This window comes from Ideonella sp. (genome assembly GCF_036277275.1).
In the GTDB taxonomy this organism is placed as follows: domain Bacteria; phylum Pseudomonadota; class Gammaproteobacteria; order Burkholderiales; family Burkholderiaceae_C; genus Ideonella.
Genome location: NZ_DASUNH010000137.1, coordinates 40,419 through 55,277 on the forward strand (window position 1 = coordinate 40,419; position 14,859 = coordinate 55,277).

General features: G+C 69.0%; 15 protein-coding genes. 7 read left to right on the top strand and 8 right to left on the bottom strand.

What is annotated here, in order from left to right; genetic code table 11:
• Positions 1–31: 31 nt before the first annotated feature.
• Complete coding sequence (locus VFY73_RS23645) at positions 32–607, top strand: DUF1415 domain-containing protein (RefSeq protein WP_329723440.1); 576 nt, start codon at positions 32–34, stop codon at positions 605–607.
• 22 nt (positions 608–629) lie between these two features.
• Here the strand turns inward: VFY73_RS23645 and VFY73_RS23650 are convergent, their stop codons facing one another.
• The gene (locus VFY73_RS23650; protein WP_329723442.1) at positions 630–1,166 is read right to left on the bottom strand and encodes a hypothetical protein; all 537 of its coding nucleotides are present in this window, start codon (positions 1,164–1,166) and stop codon (positions 630–632) included.
• Between the two features lie 174 nt (positions 1,167–1,340).
• On the opposite strand from VFY73_RS23650, the gene asd reads away from it, so the two are divergent.
• The 5 genes from asd to VFY73_RS23675 all read left to right on the top strand — a co-directional run bounded on the left by asd (position 1,341) and on the right by VFY73_RS23675 (position 5,689).
• A complete protein-coding gene (asd, locus tag VFY73_RS23655) occupies positions 1,341–2,192 on the top strand; it encodes an archaetidylserine decarboxylase (protein ID WP_329723444.1) in 852 nt (283 codons plus the stop codon).
• A gap of 2 nt (positions 2,193–2,194) precedes the next feature.
• On the top strand, positions 2,195–2,923 hold the full coding sequence (locus tag VFY73_RS23660; RefSeq protein ID WP_329723446.1) for a hypothetical protein: 729 nt from the start codon (positions 2,195–2,197) through the stop codon (positions 2,921–2,923).
• A 116-nt stretch (positions 2,924–3,039) separates the two neighbouring features.
• Positions 3,040–3,621, top strand: a complete 582-nt coding sequence (locus VFY73_RS23665) for an RNA polymerase sigma factor (RefSeq protein WP_329723447.1) — start codon at positions 3,040–3,042, stop codon at positions 3,619–3,621.
• Complete coding sequence (locus VFY73_RS23670) at positions 3,618–4,298, top strand: zf-HC2 domain-containing protein (RefSeq protein ID WP_329723449.1); 681 nt, start codon at positions 3,618–3,620, stop codon at positions 4,296–4,298. The genes VFY73_RS23665 and VFY73_RS23670 overlap by 4 nt, the downstream gene beginning before the upstream one ends.
• Positions 4,295–5,689, top strand: a complete 1,395-nt coding sequence (locus tag VFY73_RS23675) for a S8 family serine peptidase (protein WP_329723451.1) — start codon at positions 4,295–4,297, stop codon at positions 5,687–5,689. Before VFY73_RS23670 ends, VFY73_RS23675 begins: the two co-directional genes overlap by 4 nt.
• A 27-nt stretch (positions 5,690–5,716) precedes the next feature.
• Here VFY73_RS23675 and VFY73_RS23680 read toward each other — a convergent pair whose 3' ends face one another.
• From VFY73_RS23680 to VFY73_RS23700, 5 genes are all read right to left on the bottom strand, one after another.
• On the bottom strand, positions 5,717–6,067 hold the full coding sequence (locus VFY73_RS23680; RefSeq protein WP_329723452.1) for a hypothetical protein: 351 nt from the start codon (positions 6,065–6,067) through the stop codon (positions 5,717–5,719).
• A 123-nt stretch (positions 6,068–6,190) separates the two neighbouring features.
• The gene (locus VFY73_RS23685; RefSeq protein ID WP_329723454.1) at positions 6,191–7,036 is read right to left on the bottom strand and encodes an alpha/beta hydrolase; all 846 of its coding nucleotides are present in this window, start codon (positions 7,034–7,036) and stop codon (positions 6,191–6,193) included.
• A 22-nt stretch (positions 7,037–7,058) separates the two neighbouring features.
• Positions 7,059–9,194: a D-(-)-3-hydroxybutyrate oligomer hydrolase gene (locus VFY73_RS23690; RefSeq protein WP_329723456.1), complete on the bottom strand. Its 2,136-nt coding sequence runs from the start codon at positions 9,192–9,194 to the stop codon at positions 7,059–7,061.
• Positions 9,195–9,270: 76 nt separating this feature from the next.
• Entirely contained in the window at positions 9,271–10,386 is a 1,116-nt protein-coding gene (locus tag VFY73_RS23695; RefSeq protein WP_329723458.1) for a branched-chain amino acid ABC transporter permease, read from the bottom strand.
• On the bottom strand, positions 10,383–11,366 hold the full coding sequence (locus VFY73_RS23700) for a branched-chain amino acid ABC transporter permease (RefSeq protein WP_329723649.1): 984 nt from the start codon (positions 11,364–11,366) through the stop codon (positions 10,383–10,385). Before VFY73_RS23700 ends, VFY73_RS23695 begins: the two co-directional genes overlap by 4 nt.
• A 262-nt stretch (positions 11,367–11,628) precedes the next feature.
• Here VFY73_RS23700 and VFY73_RS23705 point away from each other — a divergent pair, with 262 nt between their 5' ends.
• Complete coding sequence (locus VFY73_RS23705; RefSeq protein WP_329723460.1) at positions 11,629–13,266, top strand: methyl-accepting chemotaxis protein; 1,638 nt, start codon at positions 11,629–11,631, stop codon at positions 13,264–13,266.
• 13 nt (positions 13,267–13,279) lie between these two features.
• Here the strand turns inward: VFY73_RS23705 and VFY73_RS23710 are convergent, their stop codons facing one another.
• On the bottom strand, positions 13,280–14,032 hold the full coding sequence (locus VFY73_RS23710; RefSeq protein ID WP_329723462.1) for an ABC transporter ATP-binding protein: 753 nt from the start codon (positions 14,030–14,032) through the stop codon (positions 13,280–13,282).
• 45 nt (positions 14,033–14,077) lie between these two features.
• The gene (locus tag VFY73_RS23715; RefSeq protein WP_329723464.1) at positions 14,078–14,848 is read right to left on the bottom strand and encodes an ABC transporter ATP-binding protein; all 771 of its coding nucleotides are present in this window, start codon (positions 14,846–14,848) and stop codon (positions 14,078–14,080) included.
• Positions 14,849–14,859: the final 11 nt, after the last annotated feature.

Below are 14,859 nucleotides of genomic sequence, written 5' to 3' on the forward strand. Positions count from 1 at the left end.
GCACCGATTGTCACCGCGCCACAATGCCCTCATGAATGCCTCCGAGAGCACTGGCGCCAGCACACCCGACCCGATTGCCGCGACCCGAGACTGGCTGGACAAGGCCGTCATCGGGCTGAACCTGTGCCCCTTCGCCAAGAGCGTGCAGGCCAAAGGCCAGGTGCGCTACGTGCTGAGCCCGGCGACCACGACCGACGCGCTGCTGGCCGAGCTGGAACACGAACTGCAACACCTGGCGATGGTCGATCCTGAGCAGACCGACACCACGCTGATCATTCACCCCCAGGTGCTGCACGATTTCCTGGACTTCAACGATTTCCTCGGCATCGCCGACGATCTGCTGGAGCGGTTGGGCCTCGAAGGCACGCTGCAGATCGCCAGCTTCCACCCGCAGTTCCAATTCGCCGGCACCGACGCCGACGACATCTCGAACTACACCAATCGCTCGCCCTGCCCCACGCTGCACCTGCTGCGCGAAGCCAGCATCGACCGCGCCGTCGAAGCCTTCCCCGACGCCGAGGCGATCTACGAGCGCAACATCGAAACGATGGAGCGCCTGGGGCACGAGGGGTGGGAAGCGTTGTTCCCGCCTCGCTTCCCGCCTTGAGCGGTGGGTCGGACCCGGCCCGCTAGGGCACGCACAGCGATGCGGCAGCGCCCGTCCACGTCGGCGGGCGGACGAGCCGCTTCGGCGGCCGTTCCTCGTCCTCCGGCGGGTCGCACTCGAACCGGCCAACCACCTGGCCGTCGGCCAGGCGAACCCGCGTGTACCAGGTCGGCGACCAGCCATGGGGCATCGTCTGCTCATAGACGACGTAGCGGTTGTCCGGGCTGAAGCGCCACTCGAAAATCGATGGCCCGGCCTCGCGGCGAATCAGCAGGACCACCCGTTCGCCGTCGTGGACGACCAGGGACAGCGGCAAGGGATAGGAAGTGCAGCAGTTGCCGAACGTCGCCGTCCAGCCCACGTAGCGGCCATCGGAAGAGACTGCGGCCGACCGGAACCCGGCTTGCTCGGCATCGGTCAGCGGCGCCCGGAAAGACCTTCCGTCCGACAAGCGGATGGTCAAGTTCTCGACGACGTCAGAGCTATCCACGGACACGATCTTGGCCGCAGCCACCTGCACAGCGACCACCGCGACCACACCCAAGAGCCATCGCTTCATGCCAGCGACTCTAACGCGACGACGGTGTTGACTCCATCCCTAGCCCATCCCTGGCCGCCTGTCGGCATCGGCTGTGCCCGCGATCGACGGGATGGCGGGATCCGACGCATGGAAACATCATCGATTCGCCGCACTCCTACAATCGCGGCCCTTGCCGCCAACCAGCCATCTGCCGTGTCCGACCGCCTGCGCGTGCTGCCGCAATACCTGCTGCCCAAGCAGGCCCTGACATCGCTGATGGGCGCCCTGGCGCGCCGCGAGGCGGGTGGATTGACGATCTCGGTGATCCGCTGGTTCGTCGGCCACTACGGCGTCAACATGGCCGAAGCGGCCGAGCCGGACATCGCGGCCTACAAGAGCTTCAACGCGTTCTTCACCCGGCCGTTGAAGCCCGGCGCCCGGCCGATCGCCAACGCCCCGCTGGTCTGCCCGGTCGATGGGGCAATCAGCCAGTTCGGCCCGATAGACGGCGACCAGATCTTCCAGGCCAAGGGCCACCTCTATTCCACCGCCGCGCTGGTCGGCGGCGACCAGGCGCTGGCTGCGCATTTCCACGGCGGCTCGTTCGCCACGCTGTACCTGAGCCCGCGCGACTACCACCGCATCCACATGCCGTGCGACGGCCGGCTGCTGCGCATGGTCCATGTGCCGGGGGCGCTGTTCTCGGTCAACCCGACCACCGCCCGCGGCGTGCCGGGGGTGTTCGCCCGCAACGAGCGGGTGGTTTGCCTGTTCGACAGCGCGTTCGGCCCCTTCCTGCTGGTGCTGGTGGGTGCCACGATCGTCGGCAGCATGGCCACCGTGTGGCACGGCGTGGTGAACCCGCCGCGGCCCGGCCACCTGCGCGAATGGGCGTACCACAACGAGAACATCGCGCTGCGCCAGGGCGAAGAGATGGGGCGCTTCCTGCTCGGCTCGACGGTGGTGATGCTGTTCCCGCGCCGCGCAGATGGCCAGCCGCTGCGCTTCAACCCGGGGTGGGCGCCGGGCGGCGCCGTCCGCCTGGGCGAGGCAATGGCGGGATGAACATGCGGGGCCTGCTGCCGGTACGCCGCTGCCGCCGGCACGACAGCCCTGCAACGCGTTGGCTGCTCGCCGGCATCACCGCGCTGCTGTGCGGCGGCGCCACGAGCGCCCAAGCCTGGATGCTCGATGGCGAGGTTTCGCTGGCCAGCGACCTGACCGAGCGCGGCGTGTCGCTCTGGCCGCGCGAGATGGCCGCCCAAGGCTTGCTCGCCCTGTCGGACGGCGTCCATTGGTCGGCCACGCTGGCCTTGAGCGCGCCCCTCGGGCACGCCCGCGACTACCTGGCCGTGGCCCGCGGCAGCGCCTACTGGAACGCGAACGAGAACTGGCAGCTTCAGGCGCGGCTCGGCATCTATGGCTACCCAGGCGGCGGCTACTACCGTTTCTACGATCGGACCGAGTTCGGCGTCGGTGCCAGCTACCGTGACATCTGGTCGCTGGACCTGTCAGCCGCGCAGCTGAGCGAGGACGACAAACACCTGTACCCGGCTATCGACCTGGGGCTGCGCTGGCCGCTGACCGAGCAACTGGCACTGGCCGCTGGCGTGGGGCGGGCCGAGCTGTTCTGGTGGCCGGACCTCTGGTACACCTATGCCGACGTGGGCCTGATCTGGCAAGCAGGCCCGTGGCGGGCGGCGCTGCGTTACCTGGGTGCCAGCGACAGTGCGCGCATGTACCTGCAGCGCGCCGCCGAACCGCACGCTACCGCCAGCGTCAGCTGGCTGTTCTGAGGCCCGGCCCTGGGGACCGCCCGCTGTCGCTTGAAAATGGCGCCGCCGCCATTTTTTCCGACGCGGCAACCTTTCGGCGCGCTCCCCGCACTCACCGGCATGCTGAACCGCCGCCGATGAACTCCAGCCCCGCCCTCGACGACGACGCCACCGAGCGTTCGCTGCTGCGCCGCATGGCCGACGGCGACCGTGCGGCGCTGGCCGAGATGTACCGGCCCTATCACCGCCGGCTGTCGCGCTTCCTGTCCAGGCTCACGCGGCGCCCCGACGTCATCGACGAGGTGATCAACGACTGCTTCTGGATCGTCTGGCAAAAGGCCGGCTCTTTTCGCGGCGACTCGCGCGTGTCGACCTGGATCTTCGGCATCGCCTACCGCTGCGCGCTGAAGGCCTTGCGCCGGCATGGCGACGATGACGCCAGCGACCCGACCGCACATGAGTTGGCCGATCCCAGCGCCGACCCCCAGGCCGAGCACGAGCTGCGCGATTGGCTGGGCAAGGCGATGGCGCGCCTGCCGACCGACCAGCGGCTGGTGCTCGAATTGGCCTATGGTGGCGGCCACTCGCTGGAAGACATCGCAGCCATCATGCAATGCCCCGTGGGCACCGTGAAGGCGCGCATGTTCCACGCCCGTGTCAAGCTGCGAAACCTGCTGCCTGACCTGGCCGGCCAACGAAGTTCGAAAGCAGTACCGTGAACGACGACCAACCCGACCTGCGCGATCCGCGCCCCGATCACCTGCGTGCCTGGGAGGCGCTGCCCTGGGTTGTCAACGGCCGCGCCACGCCCGAGCAGGCGCGCTGGGTGGCCGACCATGTGGCGGGCTGCGAAGACTGTCGCGCCGAACTGGCCTGGCAACAGCGCCTGCACGACGCGCTCGGCACGCCGCCTGCCGAAACGGCCACCGACGCCGCCACCGAGGCCGGCCTGCAACGGCTGCTGGCGCGGCTCGACGACATGGCCGACGAGCCACAGCCGACACCGGCGGTCGCAGCATCGTCGCGCACCTCGCACCGGGTAACCTGGGCGCTGGCCGCCGCGGTGGTGGTGCAGGCCGTCGGCCTGGGCGTGATGAGCCTGCAATTGAGAACGGCTGGCGACGGTGTCGCGTACCAAACCCTCTCCGAAGGGCCGGGGCCGGCTGCATCGACCGCGGCCTGGCGCGTCTTGCCCGAGGCCACCATGACCCTGGCGCAGTGGCAGGCCCTGCTGCAGACGCTGGAGCTGCAGGTCGTCAACGGCCCCAACGCCAGCGGCGCCTACGCGTTGGCACCGCTGCCCGGCACGACGGCCCAGCCGCGCGAGACCGCGCTGGCGCGGCTGCGCGCCTCGCCGGGCATCCGTCTGGCCGAGCCGATCGGGCCGGCCCCATGAAGCTGCCGCGGGCCGCCTGCGCCGCTGCGCTGGCCGCCTGGTTGTCCCTTGGCATGCTGGGCGGCTGCGCCACCCCGGGCGGGGCCGGTGCGGCGGCCACCGACACCGCCGCGGCGATGCGTGACGACAGCGAGCGCTACATCGTGCTGGCGGTCGACAACCCGCTGGCCGCCCCCGCTGGCCGGGCCGGCAGCAGCCTGGGGGGCTATGGGCCCTCGCCGCGCTACCTGCTCGGCGGGCGTGCGGCTGCCACGTTGGCGGCGCTGGCGCGCGAGCATGGCCTGAAGGAGGCGGCCGGCTGGCCGATCGTCGCACTGGGTTGGCACTGCGTGGTCTTCGAGTTGCCGAGCGGCCGTTCACGCACCGAGCTGCTGGCGACGCTGGCCGCCGACCCGCGCGTGCGACTGGCGCAGCCGCTGCAGGACTTCGACACCCATGCCGCCACCGGGCGCGCCGCCGCGTCGGCGGCATCTGCCGCGGCATCGGCGGCTTCTGCCACCGGGCACGTGCCCTACAACGACCCGTACGTGAACCTGCAACGCGGCTTCGTCGACACCGGCGCCGCACAGGCGCACCGCTTCAGCACCGGCGCCGGCGTGCGCGTCGCGGTGGTCGACACCGGCGCCGCGCTGAACCACCCCGACCTGCTCGGTCGTGTCGTCGCCACGCGCGACCTGGTCGGCGAACCGGCCGAGCGCTTCGAATCCGACCGCCATGGCACCGAGGTGGCCGGCGTGATCGCCGCGGTCGGCAACAACCGCGAAGGCATCGTCGGCATCGCGCCGCAGGCCGGCCTGGAGATCTTCAAGGCCTGCTGGGCCCGCCAGGCGAATACTGCACCGGCAGCCACCCCACCCGGCACTGCCGCCCCGCGGCCAGACACCAGCGCCCGCTGCAACTCGTTCACGCTGGCCAAGGCGCTTGCCAGCGTGCTGGAGTCGGACGCGCGCATCGTCAACCTGAGCCTCGGTGGCCCGAGCGACCCGTTGCTCGACAAGCTGCTGGCCGAGCTGCTGCGCCAGGGCCGCGTCGTCGTCGGCGCCTTACCGCCGGACGGACGCCGCGGCGGCTTCCCGACCGGCACCGCCGGCGTGCTGGCGGCCGGTGTCGCCGGAGAGCTGGCCCCCGCCATGGCGGATGTGGTGGCGGCGCCCGGCCGTGATGTGCTGACCTTGCAGCCCGGCACCGGCTACGACTATGCGAGCGGCTCGTCGATCGCCGCGGCGCACGTCAGCGGCGTAGCCGCGCTGCTGCTGTCAGCCGACCCGCGGCTGGACCGCTCCGCGCTGTGCGCGCTGATCCACGGCGCCAGTGCCGCCTCGCCGCTGAACGCGAGCGCCGCGCTGGAAGCACTGCGCTCGCGCCAAGCCCCCGCCAAACGCATGCTGTAGGTTGCGCCCGCCGACGTTGCGCCCACCTCAGGCGCAGTTGGCGGTCACGACGTGCATGTGGGCCGAGACGGTGGTCGAGTTCACCGCCACGTTTTGCCCGGCCTTCAGCGAAGCCAGCTGCGCGGCAGTGAGAGTGACCGTGTGGTCGTGCCCGGCGCTGCCCTGGATGCTGTAGGTCTTGTCGGTCAGTGAATTCAGGTCCGCCGCGGGGATCGTCAGCACATGCCCGTGGTTGCCCGCAATCGCCGTGCCGCTCGCCCCGCAGGACTGCGGCGGACCGTTGTCGTCGTCATCGGACCCGCCACCACATCCCTGCAGCCACAGCGCCACCGTGCCGCCGCCGACCGCTCCCAGGAAACGCTTGCGCGTGATGTTCATTGCCTGCTCCTCGAAGCCCGCGTTGCGCCCCGCCGTGCGAATCACGGCAGTGACTCGTCGGTAGGTACCAACCCGCGCGCCTGAGGTTGCCTGGCACGCCGCCGTGCTGCCGCGGCCCCAGGGTCAGGCCGCGCCGAAGAAGCGCTCGACGAGGGCGAAATGGGCCGGCACGTTCAGGGCCGGCGCGTGCCCACAGCCGGCGATCTCGATCACCTCGGCCTTCGGGCCACGCTCACGCATCGCCCGCGCGACCTCGGGTTCGAGCAGGTCGCTGGATTCGCCGCGCAGACACAGCACCGGGATGTCCAGCGCATCCCAGGCTGGCCACTGGTCGTAGTCGGTCGGGTGAACGATGAACTGCTGCACCATCGCCGGGTCGTAGTGCGGCGTCACGCGGCCGTCGGGCAGGCGCCGGGCCGAGGTCTCGGTCAGGCGCAGCCACTGCGCATCGGTCAGGAATCCATAGGGCGCGTAGACGGTTCGAAAGTAGCCTTTCAGTTCGGCCAGCGTGGCGAACGCCGGCGGGTTGCCGGCATAACCGCGGATGCGGTCGACTGCCGGGGGCGCCAGGCGCGGGCCGATGTCGTTCAGCAGCAACCGGCGGATGCGGCCCCGCAGCGCCCCGGCGGCGGCACGCAAGCCGATCGCCCCGCCCATCGACGTCCCCAGCCAATCGAAACGCTCGACGCCCAATTGGTCGACCAGCGACACCGCCAGCGCCGTGTAAAAGCGCAGGCAGTATTCGTGCGCCGGTACGGGGCTCCATTCGCTCAGGCCGCGGCCGATCGTGTCCGGGCAGATCACGCGGTAGCCGCAGCCGACCAGGTGCGCGGCGATGTCGTCCATGTCACGCCCGGTGCGGGCCAGCCCATGCCAGGCGATGACCACCGGCCCGTTGGCCGCGCCCCACTCGTTGAAGTGGATCTCGCGGCCCTCGCAGACCAGGTAGCGCGATTCGAAATCCGTCATCGCCGGCCCTCCCAATGGGCGCTTAGTCGGGGATCGACAGCGTGTTGCCGCTGAAGCCGATCACGTCACCCGCCGCCGGGCTCGCCTGGATCGGCGGCACGTTGGCGGCCGCCAGCGGCGGCGCCGCACCGGTGACACCGCCGCGCGGCACCGTGCGCACGACCTGGCTGGGCGGCAATGGCGTGCCGCTCGTCAAGTGGGCCCACATCGCATCCATCGCCCGATTGAAGTACACGTGCAGCGGGATGAAGCGGGTGTCGTAGCCGAGCAGCAGGCCCAGCGCGATGAACGAGTCGAAATGCTGCGCGTTGGTGACCTCGATGTAGCGGGTGTTGCGCGCCTTGTAGCCGCCGGCCTGATTCTTCGCGAAGTAGGCACGCGACGCATGGTTGATCGGCAACAACGCATCGTTGCGGCCGGCGACGATCAGCGTCGGCTTGCTGTGCAGGTGGGCGCCCAGCTGTGCCTCCTTGATGCCGGCGCGCACGCGGTCCGACTGGGCCTTCATGTCGCCCGTCAACTTGGTGCCGGTCACTGCGTCGCGGCCGGTCACCAGCGAGCGCTGGCACAGCGCGCCATCGAGCGCGAAGTCGGCGGCGCCGGTGCTGGGCGAGGTGGCCAGGAAGTCCAGCTTGGCTCCGCCGACCGAGTCGTTGTAGACGACGTTGATGCCGCTCGTCGGTGGCACGCCGTTGCCGGTCGAGAACAGGCCGGCCTGTGCGGCGGGGACCTGCGCGATCACGTTGCCGCTGGCGTCGGTGTTGGCGAAGCTGAAGCCGCAGAGGTTGTCGAGCACGCTGAAGCGACCCGCGGCGTTGCTGTAGGTCACCGCGATCGCGTTGGTCGCGAAGCGGAAGTGCGACTGCTGCAGGAAGTTGCTGTCGGCCTGCCAGCCGTAAGCCTGCATCTTCGCCAGCGCGTCGTCGGCCTGCTGCTCCAGCGTGGCACCGGAGACCAGCCCCTTGGCGGCCAGCGCGGCACAGCGGTTCTGTGCCGAGGTGGTGTAGGCCGCGGGCCAGAAGGCGGCGTGCAATGACAGCCCGGCCTGGGCCGACAGCAGCGCACAAGGCTGGTAGACGTTGGCGAAGGTGAAGTAGTCGGCCAGCGGCTTGCCGATCGTCGCGACGGTGTTCGCACCCTGGCGGATCACCAGGTTCTTGGTGAAGCGGGGCTGCACGTTCGGCTCGGTGACCGCGACCCCGTCGATCAGGTCTTCGGTGTCGGCCTCGGCCGCGGCCAGCGCGGCGCCGCCCCCGTTGGAGACGCTGCTCGCAATCACCAGCGTGTTCTTCACGTTCAGCGTGGCCCGGTGGCCACCGTGGTGGTCGGGTTTGCCGAAGCGCTCGTTCAGCACGTAGAACGCGAAACGCACCGCGTCCAGCGTGTTCTTGCCCCAGTCCTTCTCGGGGTTCTGCTGCGAGTGGGCGTGCTTGTAGGCCACGCGGTTCGGTGTCGCCGCGTTGAAGGCGGCGCGCTCGTCGTCGCTGACCGCGGCGACGAACAGCGGTTCGTACTGGTCGGTGCTGGCGTCGAACACCGTGCCGTCGCGCGCGGTCACCGCGTTGCTCATCAGGTCGTGGAAGCCGTTGCCGTTGCCCTTGTCGGCGTAGGCCACCGCACAGCCGTGCTTCAGCCCCCAATCGCCCGAGGTGCCGATCGCACCGTAGATGCCGCGCGAGCCCGACGACGTGGCGGTCACGATGCAGGCCTTGTCGGGGGTGAAGCTGTCGGGCACCTGCACCATCAGCGTCACGTTCTGCCGGCCGCTGCCGTCATCGGCCCAGACGATGTACTCGCGCCCGGCGATCTTGCCCTCGCCAAGCGTGTCATTGCCGTTCACGTCGATGTTCGGCCCGTAGAACACGGTGAAGCCGCCGGCGATCGTCGAGTCGACCAGTGCGCGGTAATTGGTGTGGATCGCATTGCGGCGCAGCTCGGCCGGCGTCGGGTGCAGTGGGTCGACAAAGGCTGGCGCCGCACCGAGCAGGCCCGTCTTGCCGAGGCCGGCGGTCAGCAGGTCGTCGGTGATGCCGTCGTAGGCGGTCTCTGCGATCGGGCCGCGCAGCACCGGTGGCCGTGTGTTGGGCGGAGCGGCGAAAGCGGCCGAACCGCAGGCCAGCGTGGCAGCGGCGGCCAGCAAAGTGGTACTCAACTTCAAGACATCTCTCCTCGGGTCGTTGTTGATGAAAGGCCCCCAGGACCGGGTCTTCGCCCCGGCCCGCCCCCCAAGGGGGTCAAGGAACTCGGGAGCGACCCTTCGTTCCTTGGGAATTGCCCGATGCACGCAGACGACCCACCACGCCGCTCGGGAAGTAATAGACACACAGCACGAAACCCAGCCCCAGCCACAACAGCCAGCGGTCGGGCGAGACAAGGGATGACAGGACAGGCACGCCGGTGGCCCAGCCGCCCTCGCCGCCCAGCAGCTTCAGCGCGTCTTGCAGGTAGTTCTGCGCGAAGACGAACAGCACGGTGCCGATGACCGCGCCATAGAGCGTGCCCATGCCGCCGATCACGACGATCAGCAGCACGTCGAGCATCACTTCGAAGCTCAGCGTGGTCTCGGGGCCGGTGTAGCGCAGCCACAGCGCCAGCAAAGCCCCGGCCAGCGTGGCGAACAGCGCCGAGATCACGTTGCTCAGGGTGCGGTAGACGACGGTGCGGTAGCCGATCGCCTCGGCCCGGAAGTCGTTCTCGCGGATCGCCTGCAGCACCCGGCCGAACGGCGAGTTGACGATGCGCAGCAGCGCCAGGAACGACAGCACCACGACGGCGAACAGCAGGTAGTACGCGATGACCTTGCCATCGATCATCAGGCGCATCACCGGCTCGTCGAACGGCTCGAACGACGGCGACAACCACAGCGGCGTCTTGAAACTCAGGCCGTCCTCGCCGCCGGTCAATTCACTCAGCTGCGAAGCGAGCGTCTGGAACGCCGCGGCGACGGCGAGCGTGATCATCGCGTAGAAGATCGCTTTGACACGCAGGCTGAACAGGCCGATCAGCAGGCTCAGGGCCAGCGACAACATGAGCGCCAGCGTCAGGCCAGCGAGCACCGCGCCCCAGGCGACGCCTTCTTCGCCGGCGCCCCGCGTGCAGCCAATGGCCACGCCGTAGGCGCCGATGCCGAAGAACATCGTGTGGGCGAAGCTGACGATGCCGGTGTAGCCCAGCAGCAGGTCGTAGCTGGCCACGAGCAGCACGAACACCAGCATCTTCGCCGCCACGTTGAGCGACTTGGCGCCAGGGAAGATGAACGGCTCGATCGCCAGCAGCACGAACACCAGCACCAGCGCGATATTCAAGGCGCGGCTGCGCGGCAGGTCGTGCGAGAGGATTCGGCGGATCATCGGTTCGTCACCGGATACAGGCCCCGCGGCCGCCACAGCAGCACCGCGACCATCAGCCCGATGTTGGAGAACAGCGCCACCTTCGGCGCCAGGAAGCCGGTGTAGTTGGCCAGCAGGCCCACCAGCAGCGCGCCGACGAAGCAGCCCAGCGTCGAGCCGAGCCCACCGATGATGATGACGATGAAGATCAGCGTGTTGACCTGAGCGCCGATCTGCGGCACCACGCTTTGCTGGTACAGCCCCCACATCACGCCGCCCAGCCCGGCCAGCGCCGAGCCGGCGACGAACACGCCGACGAACAGGCGCTTGATGCGGTAGCCCAGCGACTCGACCATCTCGCGGTCCTGCACCCCGGCGCGCACCAGCAGGCCCAGCTTGGTGCGGGTCAGCAGCCACAACAGCGCCACAAACACCGCCAGGCCGATGCCGACGGCGAACAGGCGGTAGATCTCGATCGCCGCCTCACCGAGCAGCACCGAGCCCTGCAGGCTCGCGGGCAGCGGCAGCGGGATCTGCGCCGGCCCCCAGATGACCTTGATCAGCTCTTCGCCGACGATCATGCCGCCCATCGTGATCAGGATCTGCTTCAGGTGCTGGCCATAGACCGGCCTCACGATCACGCGCTCGAAGGCCCAGCCGAGCGCGCCGGCCACGGCCATCGCCGCCAGCATCGCCGCGAACACCGCCGCCAGGTTCTGCAAGGCGCTGGCGCTGCCGGTCCAGTCCGCCATGCCCGCCATCACGCTGGTGGCGACGAAGGCGCCGGTCGCGATGAACACGCCGTGGCCGAAGTTCAGCACGTCCATCAGGCCGAAGACCAGCGTCAGGCCCGAAGCGATGATGAAGACGATCAGCCCCATCGCCAGCCCGGCGACGGTGAGCGTCAGCCAGGTGGCGGGCGAGCCGACCAGCGGCAGGCCCAGCGCCGCGATCGCCAGCAACAGCGCGAGGGGGCGCCAGTCGAACTGTGCTTTCGGGATGGCGGCCCCGGCTCCGGCCGGCGATTGCACGGCTGAATCAGCGTTCACGGCAGCCCCCATGCGACCAATGGATGACAACAACGCCACATCTGCGCTGCTTTTCCGCCCTTGCCCGGCGTCCTGATTTGCCGAAGATCAAGGTACCCAGACAAGCCTGGTCGACAGGCAGCGGGGAGGAGGCCAACGGCCGCGAACGACCGCGACCGTTCCACCATCGTTTGTTTTCCGCCGTCCGCAGACGGCGCCTCCCTTGGAGATCACCATGTCGCATTTCGGTCGCCGGCGCCTGTCGCATCAGTTGTTGTTGCCCTTGTTGCTGGTTGGCGCGGTGGTGATTGCCAGTGTGGTGGCGCTGGCACTGCGCACCCGTAGCGAATCGGTCGAGCAGGCCGGCCTGACCACCGGGCGCGCGGTCGCCAACCAGGTGGTCACGCTGCGCAGCTTCTACACCGCCGAGATCGCGTCGCGGGCCAAGAAGGCCGGCATGCAGCTCGGCTTCGACTTCCGCGACGCGGACAACACGCTGCCGTTGCCGGCCACCTTGGTGAAGGCGCTCGGCGAGAGCGTGGCCAAGGAATACCCTGGCACCGACGTGCGGCTGATGTCGCGCTACCCGTTCCCGAACCGCGCCGGCACTGCCCAGAAGCTGGACGAATTCCAGACCGGCGCGTTGGCCGCGCTCGAAAAGGACCCGCAAACGCCGCAGCACCGGGTGGAAGAGATCAATGGCCGCCTGTCGGTGCGCTACGCGGTGGCCGACGTGATGAAGGAGGGTTGCGTGGCGTGCCACAACAGCAACCCGCAATCGCCGAAACACGATTGGAAGGTCGGCGACGTGCGTGGCATTGTCGAAGTCGTCGTGCCGGTGGACCAGGTCGAGCAAAGCATCAGCCGCAGCAGCCTGACGCTGGTTCTGCTGGTGCTGGGCAGCTTCGGCTTGCTGGGCGCGCTGTTGTATGCATTGACCCAACGCGTCGTGAGCCGTCCGCTGTTCGAAGCCGCACAGCGGATGGAGCGCGTGGCCTCTGGCGACCTGAACGATCCACCCGCTCACCGTCGGGTTGACGAAGTGGGCAGCCTGTTCGACTCGCTGCGGGCGATGACCGCCAAGCTGCGCGACACCGTCGGCCAGGTGCGCCAGAGCGCCGAGTCGATCGAGGTCGCCAGCGGCGAAGTGGCCGCGGGCAACCAGGACCTGAGCTCGCGCACCGAACTGGCCGCGGCCAACCTGCAGCAGACCGCCGGTTCGATGAGCCAGCTCACCGGCACCGTGCAGCACACCGCCGATTCGGCGAAGACGGCCAACCAGCTGGCGCAATCGGCCACCGAGGTGGCCGAGCGTGGCGGCGCGGTGGTGAACCAGGTCGTCACGACGATGGACGAGATCAACGCCAGCTCGAAGAAGATCGCCGACATCATCGGCGTGATCGACGGCATCGCCTTCCAGACCAACATCCTGGCGCTGAACGCGGCCGTCGAGGCGGCCCGTGCCGGCGAACAAGGCCGCGGCTTCGCGGTCGTGGCGGGCGAGGTGCGCAGCCTGGCCCAGCGCAGCGCCGAGGCGGCGCGCGAGATCAAGGGCTTGATCGGCACCAGCGTCGAACGGGTCGAGACCGGCTCGCGCCTGGTGCAGGACGCCGGCACGACGATGGGCGACATCGTCGCGTCGGTCAAGCGTGTCAGCGACATCATCGGCGAGATCTCCGCCGCGGCGTCGGAGCAGCGCGGCGGCATCGGCCAGGTCGGCACCGCCGTGAACCAGCTCGACCAGATGACGCAGCAGAACGCCGCGCTGGTCGAACAAGGTGCCGCCGCCGCAGAAAGCCTGAAGGAACAGGCGCAGACGCTGACGCGGCTGGTCGCGACGTTCCGGCTGCAAGACGACCAGCGCGTTCATTGAACCAAGGCGGCGCTCACTGATGCGCCCCCAGTGACAAGCCGAGCAGGCGCTGTTGCAGCGCCTCGTCATCGGCCAGCTCAGCCATCGATCCGGCGTGCACCACACGGCCGTCGTCCATCACAGCGACACGGTCGCCCAGCGCCTTGGCCATCATGAAGTTCTGCTCGACCAGCAAGATGGTGGTCTTCTGACGCTTCAGCTCGGTGAAGGCGCTGACCAGGTTGTGGATGATCGCCGGCGCGAGACCTTTGCTGGGCTCGTCGATCAGCAGCAGCGCCCGCGGCTCGATGATCGCGCGCGCCACCGCCAGCATCTGCTTTTGCCCACCGCTCAGCTTGCCGGCCGGGTAGAGCCAGAACTTGTGCAACGCCGGAAACAGGCTGAAGAGCCAGTCGAGCCGCGCCCGGTCCAGCTCCTGCTCGCGACGCGCCGAACGCGCGGCCAGCAGCAGGTTTTCTTTCACCGTCAGATCGGCAAAGATGCCCATGCTCTCGGGCACATAGGCGATGCCGAGCCGCGCGATGTCGGGCGTCTGCACACGACTGTCCGGCCCACCGATCGGCTGACCCCTGAAATGCACGCTGCCCCGGCTGGCAGCCCACAGGCCCATGATCGTGCGCAGCGTCGTCGTCTTGCCGGCACCATTGCGGCCCAGCAGCATCGTCACCTGGCCCTCGGGCACGACCAGGTCGACACCATGCAGGATGTGGTACGCGCCGATGTGCGTGTGCACACCGGCCAGCTCCAGCAGGGGTTTGTCACTCATGCTGGGAGCTTCCCCTCGCGGAGGGGAAGGGCCGGGTTAGGGAGCTCATGCAGAGGCCTCCAGGCCTACTTCGGCGGCAACGCCGCCGAGGTAGGCTTGTTGGACGATGTCGCTGGCGATCACCGTCGCCGGGTCGCCATCGGCCACCAGCGCGCCGTTGTGCAGCACGATGATCCTGTCGGCCAGCTCGCGCACCACGTCCATCTTGTGCTCGACCAGCAAGATCGTGCAGTCCTTTCGCGCCTTCAGGGCACGGATCAGGTCCAGCACCACCGGCACCTCGTCGACGCTCATGCCGGCCGTCGGCTCGTCGAACATGTAGACGCGCGGCTCGAGCGCCATCAACAAGGCCACCTCGAGCTTGCGCTGGTCACCATGCGGCAGACTGGCGGCAGTGGCATCGTGCCGGTCCAGCAGCCGCACTGTGGCCAGGATCTCGCGCGACTCCTCGATCCAGTCCTTGCGGTCAAGCCACACCTGCCACAGGTTCAGGCCGCCACCATGGCGGGCCTGCACCGCCAGGCGAACGTTCTCCAGCACGCTCAACTGCGGAAAGAGCTGCGTCAGCTGAAACGCCCGGCCCAGGCCACGGCGCGTGCGCAGCGGCGCAGGCAGGCGCGTGATGTCCATGCCATCGAGCAGCACCTGGCCCTCGCTGGCCGGCAGCTGACCCGAGATCAGGTTGAAGTAGGTCGTCTTGCCGGCACCGTTGGGGCCGACGATCGCCGTCAGCGTGCCCGGCGCGAACGCGCAGGACACATGGTCGACCGCCACGTGGCCGCCGAAGCGGATGGTCAGGTTGCGTGTTTCGAGCATGCAGTCAGTGC